6 protein-coding genes are annotated in these 8938 nt (G+C 66.3%); 2 read left to right on the plus strand and 4 right to left on the minus strand.

Translation table 11 applies throughout. From position 1 onward, the window contains the following. Positions 1-22 precede the first annotated feature (22 nt). Positions 23-1201 carry a tRNA 2-thiouridine(34) synthase MnmA gene (gene mnmA / locus PHX69_RS13245; protein ID WP_288044252.1) on the plus strand — a complete coding sequence of 393 codons (1179 nt, stop codon included), beginning with the start codon at positions 23-25 and terminating at the stop codon, positions 1199-1201. 71 nt (positions 1202-1272) lie between these two features. Here mnmA and PHX69_RS13250 read toward each other — a convergent pair whose 3' ends face one another. The 3 genes from PHX69_RS13250 to PHX69_RS13260 all read right to left on the minus strand — a co-directional run bounded on the left by PHX69_RS13250 (position 1273) and on the right by PHX69_RS13260 (position 4673). Next, positions 1273-2649, minus strand: coding sequence for a diguanylate cyclase (locus PHX69_RS13250; RefSeq protein ID WP_288044254.1), 1377 nt, complete (start codon positions 2647-2649; stop codon positions 1273-1275). Between the two features lie 155 nt (positions 2650-2804). After that, a complete protein-coding gene (gene ssb / locus PHX69_RS13255) occupies positions 2805-3389 on the minus strand; it encodes a single-stranded DNA-binding protein (protein WP_288044256.1) in 585 nt (194 codons plus the stop codon). Between the two features lie 105 nt (positions 3390-3494). Continuing rightward, complete coding sequence (locus tag PHX69_RS13260; RefSeq protein WP_288044258.1) at positions 3495-4673, minus strand: MFS transporter; 1179 nt, start codon at positions 4671-4673, stop codon at positions 3495-3497. 155 nt (positions 4674-4828) lie between these two features. Here PHX69_RS13260 and uvrA point away from each other — a divergent pair, with 155 nt between their 5' ends. Next, complete coding sequence (gene uvrA, locus PHX69_RS13265) at positions 4829-7876, plus strand: excinuclease ABC subunit UvrA (RefSeq protein ID WP_288044259.1); 3048 nt, start codon at positions 4829-4831, stop codon at positions 7874-7876. 90 nt (positions 7877-7966) lie between these two features. Here uvrA and PHX69_RS13270 read toward each other — a convergent pair. Beyond that, a partial coding sequence (locus PHX69_RS13270) for a DUF4214 domain-containing protein (RefSeq protein WP_288044262.1) occupies positions 7967-8938 on the minus strand: 972 nt, incomplete at its 5' end.

Raw genomic sequence — 8938 nt, forward strand, 5'->3', positions numbered from 1 at the left:
GCATAAAAATACAATCGGGCCAATGACTGCCCATACCAAACAGCGCGTTGTCGTAGGCCTCTCGGGCGGAGTGGACTCTGCCGTCACGGCCTACCTTCTCAAACAGCAAGGCCACGAAGTGGTCGGCATCTTCATGAAAAACTGGGAAGACGATGACGACAGCGAATACTGCTCGTCCAACATCGACTTCGTGGACGCCGCCGCCGTGGCCGATGTGATCGGCATCGAGATCGAGCACGTCAACTTTGCCGCCGAGTACAAAGACCGCGTGTTCGCCGAGTTCCTGCGCGAGTACCAGGCCGGGCGCACGCCCAACCCCGATGTGCTGTGCAACGCCGAGATCAAGTTCAAGGCGTTCCTCGACCACGCCATGCGCCTGGGCGCCGAAAAAATCGCCACCGGGCACTACGCGCGCGTGCGCCAGAACGCGGCCACCGGCCTGTTCGAGCTGCTCAAAGGGCTGGACCCGACCAAAGACCAAAGCTACTTTCTGCACCGCCTGACGCAAGCGCAGCTGGCCAAAACGCTGTTCCCCGTGGGCGAGCTGCACAAGACCGAGGTGCGCCGCATCGCCGCCGAGATTGGCCTGCCCAACGCCAAGAAGAAAGATTCGACGGGCATTTGCTTTATCGGCGAGCGGCCCTTCCGGGAGTTTCTGAACCGCTACATCGCCCACGCGCCCGGGCCGATTCAGGACGACAAGGGCCGCACGCTGGGGCGCCATGTGGGCCTGAGCTTTTACACGCTGGGCCAGCGCCAGGGCTTAGGGATTGGCGGCGTGAAAGCCAAGGGCGCCGAGCTGAAGGCGGCCCAAGAGCGCGGCCAGCGCGGCGTGGGCGAGCACGAGCCCTGGTTTGTGGCGCGCAAAGACCTGGACAAAAACGTGCTGCGCGTGGTGCAGGGCCACGACCACCCGTGGCTGCTGTCGCACCAGTTGCAGGCCCAGGACGCCAGCTGGTGCGCGGGCCAGCCGCCCGCCCCCGGCGCGTATGCGGCCAAGACGCGCTACCGCCAGCCCGACGCGGCCTGCACCGTGGTGCGCGCCGACGGCAGCGGTTTTGCGCTGGATTTTGCCGATGCGCAGTGGGCCGTCACACCCGGCCAGAGCGCGGTGCTGTACGACGGCGAGGTTTGCCTGGGCGGCGGCGTGATTGCAGCGGTGGACACACCAGCCCCTGCACCGGCCAGCGCCAAAAATTAACACCCAAATCGGCCTCTAAGGCCCGTACGGTGGGCGCTACCAGCTATCAATAAGAGAGTAAACGCTGTGGCTCAATCGGCGGCCACGACCACGCCGTTGCGCCCGGCGTGCTTGGCCTGGTAGAGGGCAGCGTCGGCCCGGCGCAGCAGGGTCTGGTAATCAGGGTGGCCATTGAAGGCGGCCACGCCAATGCTGACGGTGACTTGCGCAGTCTGGTCGCGCGGCAGGTGGAAGGCTTCTGCGGCCACCTGGGCGCACAGTTTCTCTGCGGCGCGGCGGGCACCGGCCAGCGGGGTGTCCACCAGCAGCAGCAAAAACTCTTCGCCGCCCAGGCGGAACAGGTAGTCGCCGCCGCGCGTGTGGTGCGTGAGCAGGCTGGCCATTTGCTGCAACACCATGTCGCCCGCTTCGTGGCCGTGGCCGTCGTTGATCTGCTTGAAGTGGTCGATGTCGATGGCCAACACGGCAAAGCTGGCGCCGTTGCTGCGCGCGTGGTCTACCGATTTGCCCAGCACCACGGGCAAGAACTTGCGGTTGAGCAGGCGGGTGAGCACGTCGCGCCCGGCTTCGAGTTCGCTGTTCTGCTCGAACAGGGCGTCCAGGTGGAAGGCGATGTGCTTGCTGTGCTCGCGCAGTTCGCGCAGCTGGGGGATGCGCTGGCCTTCGCTGCCGGGCTGGGCAAAGGCGGGCAGCAGCACCTCGTCGATGCGCTGCATGGCGTGCAGGATGGTTTCTGTCTCGCTGGCGCCCTGGAAGGCGTGCGCGCCCTTGTGGCGAAACCACAGGCCAAACTCCGACATGCCCAGGCGCGGCAGTTGCCCCGGTTGCAGGCCCACGGCGTGGTCGAACATGAGCTGGTTTTCCCAGTCGAGCAGGGCGGCGCGGCGGCGCTCGCGTTCGGTAGAGACGTTTTGCGCCACGGCAAACAGGCGGTAGGCCTCTTTGGCGCGCGAGTTGCGGTCGCGCGAGGTGGAGTAGGCCTGGCTCATGATCTCCATGGTCAGGTCGATCACCTGGGTGACCAGCTGCCCGGCGGCAGCGCGCTGCGCACCATCCAGGCTGGCATCGTCCTGGAGCAGGGCGTGCATTTTTTCTTTCAGGCTGCGGGCGCCGCGCAGCACCAGGTTGACCGGCACGTCGATGCGCGCATGGACTTCACCGATCTTGTTTTGCTGCGCCACCGCAGGCATGAGGTCGTCGTGCGGCCCCAGCGCAAACACCCCGGTCAGCCAGGTCTGCATGGAGGCGTGCAGGCGGCTGTGTACCTGCTCGTGGGAGAGGTAGGTGGAGGCCACCTTGTCCTGCATCATCTGGACGTAAAAGTGGCTGGCCAGCATATGGCGGTGCATGGCGGCCAGGGCACGCACCTGTTGGCGCACCGGTGCGCTGTAGCGGTGCAGCAGGTGGCGCCATTCGGCGGCGTGTTGTTCGTCAGAGTGGTGGGACATGCAGGCGGTGGTGGCGGGCGCGCCATCCAGACAAGGGGCGTGCGGCCCTCCCGCAAGCGGGTTGGCGCAGCGCAGTCAAAGCAAAAAGGCCCGCAGCCCCGAAAGGCTGCGAGCCCCAGGTGGGCCATGGCCAGAAACTCAATCCACAGCAGGCGTCAGAACGGGATGTCATCGTCCATGTCATCAAACCCCGAGGCGGCGCGCGGGGGCGCTGCCATGGGTGCAGGTGCCGGGGCCATGCGGGGCGCGGGCGCTGCCATCGGGCGCGGTGCGGCTGCGGGGGCGGCACGGCGCGGGGCCTGCTCGTAGCCACCGGCATCGCCGCCGTAGCCACCGCCAAAACCGCCGCCGTGCTGCTCTTCGCCATAGCCGCCCTGGCCTTGGCCGGGTGCGCCGCCCATGCCCTGGCGCCCGCCCAGCATTTGCATCTGGTCGGCGCGGATTTCGGTGCTGTACTTTTCTACGCCGGCCTGGTCAGTCCACTTGCGCGTGCGCAAGCTGCCCTCGACGTACACCTGCGAGCCTTTGCGCAGGTACTGCCCGACGATTTCTGCCAGACGGCCATTGAACACCACGCGGTGCCACTCGGTGGCTTCGCGCATTTCGCCGGTTTGCTTGTCTTTCCATTTGTCGGTGGTGGCAATGGTCACGTTGGCCACCTGGTCACCGCTGGGGAAGGTGCGCATTTCCGGGTCACGCCCCAGGTTGCCGACGATGATGACTTTGTTGATGGATGCCATGCTGCTCTGCCTCGAAGTTGGGTGGCGCTGTGCGCGCCAAACGGCTGATTGTGCCGCAAGGCAGAAAATTCCTGCGGCGTCTGGGGGTGGATTTGGGGCCGCGCGTCAGTGGGGGGCGCGCCCCACCGGCTGGAGCGTCCAGGTCAGCGCCAGCCACAGCGCGCACAGCAGCGCGGTGGCGGCAAACAGACCCGTTGCACCGGCCCATTGCAACAGCGCACCGCCCAGTGCGCCGCCCGCAAACAGGCCCAGCGATTGCAGCGTGTTGTAGGTGCCCAGCGCCGCGCCGCGCAGCTGCGCTGGCGCCATGCGCGAGACCAGACTGGGCTGGCTGGCCTCCAGTGCGTTAAACCCGCAGAAAAACACCAGCAGCAAAGCCCCCAGCGACCACACCGTGGGCACCGCACCGCCCTGTGCCAGCCAGCCCAGGCCCAGTTGCACCAGCAGCACCAGCGCAATCGCCACCAGCAGGGCCGCGCGCAGGCGCCCGCGCCGCTCCAGGGCAAACAAGCCGCCCATGGCCAGGAACGACACCAACACGGCAGGCAGGTACACCTGCCAGTGCAGGCCCTTGGCCAGCCCGGCCTGCACCAGCAGCGCGGGCACGGCCACCCACATGGCCATCTGCACCGTGTGCAGCACGAACACGCCCAGGTTCAGGCGCAGCAGGTCGGGGTGTTTCCAGACATCGGCCATGCGCCCGCGCGGGGCGTTGGCATGTTGTGCGGGCTCGGGCGGCACCCACCAAATCACGGTGGCCACACCGCCCAGGGCCAGCGCCCCCGTCAGTGCAAACAACCCGGCCAGACCAATGTGCGCGGCCAGCAGGGGCGCCACCACCAGGGCCAGGGCAAACATCAGGCCGATGCTGCCGCCCACCAGCGCCATGGCTTTGGTGCGCACCACATCGCGCGTCTGGTCGGCCAGCAAGGCGGTGACGGCTGCCGACACCGCGCCCGCACCTTGCAGCGCGCGCCCCACCATCAGCCCCATGAGCGAATCGGCCAGCGCCGCCAGCAGGCTGCCCGCCGCAAACACCAGCAGGCCCAGCACGATGACGCGCTTGCGCCCGAAGCGGTCGGAGGCGATGCCCAGCGGCAATTGCAAAAAGGCCTGCGTCAGGCCGTACAGGCCCATGGCCAGCCCGACCATGGCCGGGTCGCTGCCGCCGGGGTAGTGGCGCGCCTCCAGCGCAAACACGGGCAACACCAGAAACAGGCCCAGCATGCGCAGGGCAAAAATCAAGGCCAGACTGATGCTGGAGCGGCGCTCCAATGGCGTCATGGAGGAGGAGGGGGGGGAGGACTGCGGGGCGGGCACGGGGGATGGGCGCGGAAAAATGAACGAACCCGTGGATTCTCGCCCATGGGGGTACGGCGGGCGCGGCGCAAGGCTGCTGACCTATCATGGTCAGTTCGACTTTTTTCTGCGCCTTGCCGATGCCCGACACCCTTCCCCCTCTTGACGAACGGCCCACCGAAGGCCGCCCCCTGGCGCAGGCCCTGCGCGAGCAGCGCATCAGCATCCGTGGCGCGCGCACGCACAACCTCAAGAACATCGACCTGGACATCCCGCGCAACCAGCTGGTGGTGATTACGGGGCTGTCGGGCTCGGGCAAATCCAGCCTGGCGTTCGATACGCTGTACGCCGAAGGCCAGCGCCGCTACGTCGAGAGCCTGTCGGCCTACGCGCGCCAGTTCCTGGGCCGGCTCGACAAGCCCGATGTGGACTTGATCGAGGGCCTGTCGCCCGCCATCAGCATTGAGCAAAAGGCCACCAGCCACAACCCGCGCTCCACCGTGGGCACCGTGACCGAGATCCACGACTACCTGCGCCTGTTGTACGCCCGCGCGGGCACCCCGCATTGCCCCGACCACGGCCTGGCGCTGGCCGCACAAACCGTCAGCCAGATGGTCGATACCGTGCTGGCCCTGCCTGCCGACACCAAACTGATGGTGCTGGCACCCGTGGCGCGCAGCAAGAAGGGCGAGTTCACCGAGCTGTTTGCACAGATGCAGGCGCGTGGCTACGTGCGTTTTCGGGTCGATGGCCAGATTTACGCCCACGAGCAGCTCCCCCCGCTCAAAAAAACCGAAAAACACGACATCGACGTGGTGATTGACCGCGTCAAGGTACGTGCCGACCTGCAACAGCGCCTGGCCGAGAGCTTTGAGGCCGCCCTGCGTGTGGGCGGCCAGGACGCGGGCGGGCGCGTGCTGGCACTGGAGATCGACACCGGCGCCGAGCACCTGTTCAGCAGCAAATTCGCCTGCCCGGTGTGCAGCTACTCCCTGGGCGAGCTGGAGCCACGCCTGTTCTCGTTCAACTCACCCATCGGCGCCTGTCCGGCCTGTGACGGCCTGGGCCAGAGCGAGGTGTTTGATGCCGCGCGGGTGGTGGCCTTCCCCTCCTTAAGCCTGGCCAGCGGCGCCATCAAGGGCTGGGATCGGCGCAACGGCTACTACTTTGCGATGCTGCAAAGCCTGGCCGCGCACTATCAGTTCGACACCGAGGTACCGTTCGAGAGCCTGCCCGAAAAGGTGCAAAACGCTGTGCTGCACGGCTCGGGCGACGAAGCCATCGCTTTCAGCTACTTCCTCGACAGCGGCCCCAATAAGGGCAAGCCCATCATCAAGCAGCACCCGTTCGAGGGCATCCTGCCCAACATAGCCCGGCGCTACCGCGAAACCGACTCCACCGTGGTGCGCGAAGATCTGGCCCGCCTGCGCAGCACCTTGCCCTGCCCGGAATGTGCGGGAGCACGCCTGCGCCGCGAGGCGCGCCACGTCAAAGTGGGCGAGGGCGCACAGGCCCGCGCGATTTTTGAGGTGAGCCACGCCACGCTGAGCGAGGCGCACGCCTGGTTCACGCAGTTGCAGCTGACGGGTGCCAAGGCCGACATTGCCGACAAAGTGGTGCGAGAAATCGCCACGCGGCTGCAATTTTTGAACGACGTGGGCCTGAACTATTTGAGCCTGGACCGCAGCGCCGAAACCCTCAGCGGCGGCGAGGCCCAGCGCATCCGGCTGGCCAGCCAGATCGGCTCGGGCCTGACGGGCGTGATGTACGTGCTCGATGAACCCAGCATCGGCCTGCACCAGCGCGACAACGACCGGCTGATTGCCACGCTGCAACACCTGCGCAATATCGGCAACAGCGTGATCGTGGTCGAGCACGACGAGGACATGATGCGCGCGGCCGACCAGATCATCGACATGGGCCCAGGCGCAGGCGTGCATGGTGGCCGTGTGATGGCGCAGGGCACGTTTGACGAAGTGCGCGCCACAGCGCAGTCGCTCACCGGGCAATACCTCTCGGGGGCACTGCAAATCGCCGTGCCGCAGCGGCGCACCCCGTGGCTGCCAGCGCTGGAGCAGGCCGTGCCCGCCGAGGCCAAGGCCAAGTCCCGGTTTCCGCAAACCGAGGCCAGCAAGCGCCGCGCCGAACGCATGGCCGAGCACCACGCGCGCCAGGGCGCGTTGCAGACGCTGCGCGTGGTGGGCGCCACGGGCAACAACCTGAAAAACGCCAGCGTGGACTTTCCCGTGGGGCTGCTGACCTGCGTGACGGGCGTGTCGGGATCGGGCAAAAGCACGCTGGTCAACGACACCCTGCACAAAGCCGTGGCCCGCCAGCTCTACCGCGCGCACGATGAACCTGCGGCGCACGAAGAAATCATTGGCATCGAATACTTTGACAAGGTCATCAACGTCGATCAATCGCCCATTGGCCGCACGCCGCGCAGCAACCCGGCCACCTACACGGGCCTGTTCACGCCGATTCGCGAGCTGATGGCCGAGGTCAACACCGCCAAAGAGCGTGGCTACGGCCCCGGGCGCTTCAGTTTCAACGTGGCCGGTGGCCGCTGCGAGGCCTGCCAGGGCGACGGCGTGGTGAAGGTGGAGATGCACTTCCTGCCCGACGTGTACGTGCCCTGCGACATCTGCCACGGCCAGCGCTACAACCGCGAGACGCTGGAGGTGCTGTGGAAGGGCAAAAACATCGCGCAGATTCTGGAGCTGACGGTGGAAGACGCCGCCACTTTCTTCAAAGACGTGCCCACGATTGCGCGCAAGCTGCAAACGCTGCTGGATGTGGGCCTGTCATACATCCGCCTGGGCCAGAGCGCCACCACGCTCTCGGGCGGCGAGGCCCAGCGCGTGAAACTGGCGCAGGAGTTATCGAAGCGCGACACGGGCCGCACGCTCTACATCCTGGACGAGCCCACCACCGGACTGCACTTTGCCGACATTGACCTGCTGCTCAAAGTGCTGCACCAGCTGCGCGACGCGGGCAACACCATCGTCGTCATCGAGCACAACCTGGACGTCATCAAAACCGCCGATTGGCTCATTGACATGGGCCCCGAAGGCGGTGCGGGCGGCGGCAACGTGGTGGCGCAGGGCACGCCGGAGCAGGTGGCAGCCAACCCGGCCAGCCACACCGGGCGGTATCTGGCGCCCTATCTGGCGGGCCAGAGAACTTGAGCCATACAACCCCATGGCCAACCCACCCACAGCTGACGCTGCCGCACGGTGGGCTACCCGGCCCCATGGGCATGCGGTGTGCCCTGCGCTTTAGGGCCCAGCAAAGCGCAGGTTGTATTCCGGCGCACGCAAAAAGCCGTCAATCAACTGGATAAAACTGCCACCTTGTTCGAGGTAGTTGAGCCAGTGCTCAAAACCTGCCGCCTCTGGCGAGCGGCGCAGCAATCCCACGTAGGCCATCACCACCTGGTTGGCGTCTTGGGTGAAGTCCTGGTACTCCGCAGACTCTGAGAACTGCGCCATCATGCTGCCGCGTGACAGGCCGTTTTGCAGTTGGGCCAGCCAGTGCGCCTGACCCGCACTGTCGGGTTCGCGATCGAGCACGTTGCGGTACACCAGCTGCACAAAGTCCGGGTCAGCCAGTGTGCCGTAGGTGCGCTCAAATTCAACCGAAGCCGCAAACCCTTGCGAGACACTGTGCAGATCCAGGCCCGAAGGCGTGCCTTGCGGGTACATGGTGTTGATCCAGAACTGCAAACCGGCGTAGTCGGGCACCCGACCAAAGTAGGCAAAGTACAGGCGCCCGATGGGTGCAATGCGGCCTTGGAACTCGGTGGACGCCACAAAGCGCTGCACCAGCTCGGCGCGGGTGATTTGGCCCGTGCGCAGCTGCTCTTGCCAGTAGGCCAGGCCTGCGCTATCGCTGCTGCGGTTCAAGAAGTCGAGGTACTGCTGGCGCACAAAGTCTTCATCCAGCACCGGGCCTTGGGTGGGTGTGGGGGCGTTGGTGAACGTGGCCTGGACACGGCACGCGCCCGTGACACTGGCAATGAAGTAGCGGGTACCCGTCAAACTGCCATTGCAGCCGCTGACACTGGCAAGGCGGTAGCCACTGTCGGCCTGTACGCTGAAGCTGGTGCTCTTGCCGTGGTCTACGCTGCGCTGCGGGGGGCTGATGCGCCCGCCTTCGCCCGCCGTGGCCATGACCAAGTAGGTGCTGATGCTGGCGCTGCAGCTGGCGCTGCGACCGCCGTACTGACCGCTGCAGCTCCAGCTCCAGGG

Source organism: Simplicispira sp., assembly GCF_028687295.1.
GTDB lineage: Bacteria > Pseudomonadota > Gammaproteobacteria > Burkholderiales > Burkholderiaceae_C > Simplicispira > Simplicispira metamorpha.

Coding starts and splice junctions, on each gene's coding strand:
- mnmA (WP_288044252.1), top strand. CDS start 23: ATGACTGCCCATACCAAACAGCGCGTTGTCGTAGGCCTCTCGGGCGGA.
- PHX69_RS13260 (WP_288044258.1), bottom strand. CDS start 4,673: ATGACGCCATTGGAGCGCCGCTCCAGCATCAGTCTGGCCTTGATTTTT.
- uvrA (WP_288044259.1), top strand. CDS start 4,829: ATGCCCGACACCCTTCCCCCTCTTGACGAACGGCCCACCGAAGGCCGC.
- PHX69_RS13250 (WP_288044254.1), bottom strand. CDS start 2,649: ATGTCCCACCACTCTGACGAACAACACGCCGCCGAATGGCGCCACCTG.
- ssb (WP_288044256.1), bottom strand. CDS start 3,389: ATGGCATCCATCAACAAAGTCATCATCGTCGGCAACCTGGGGCGTGAC.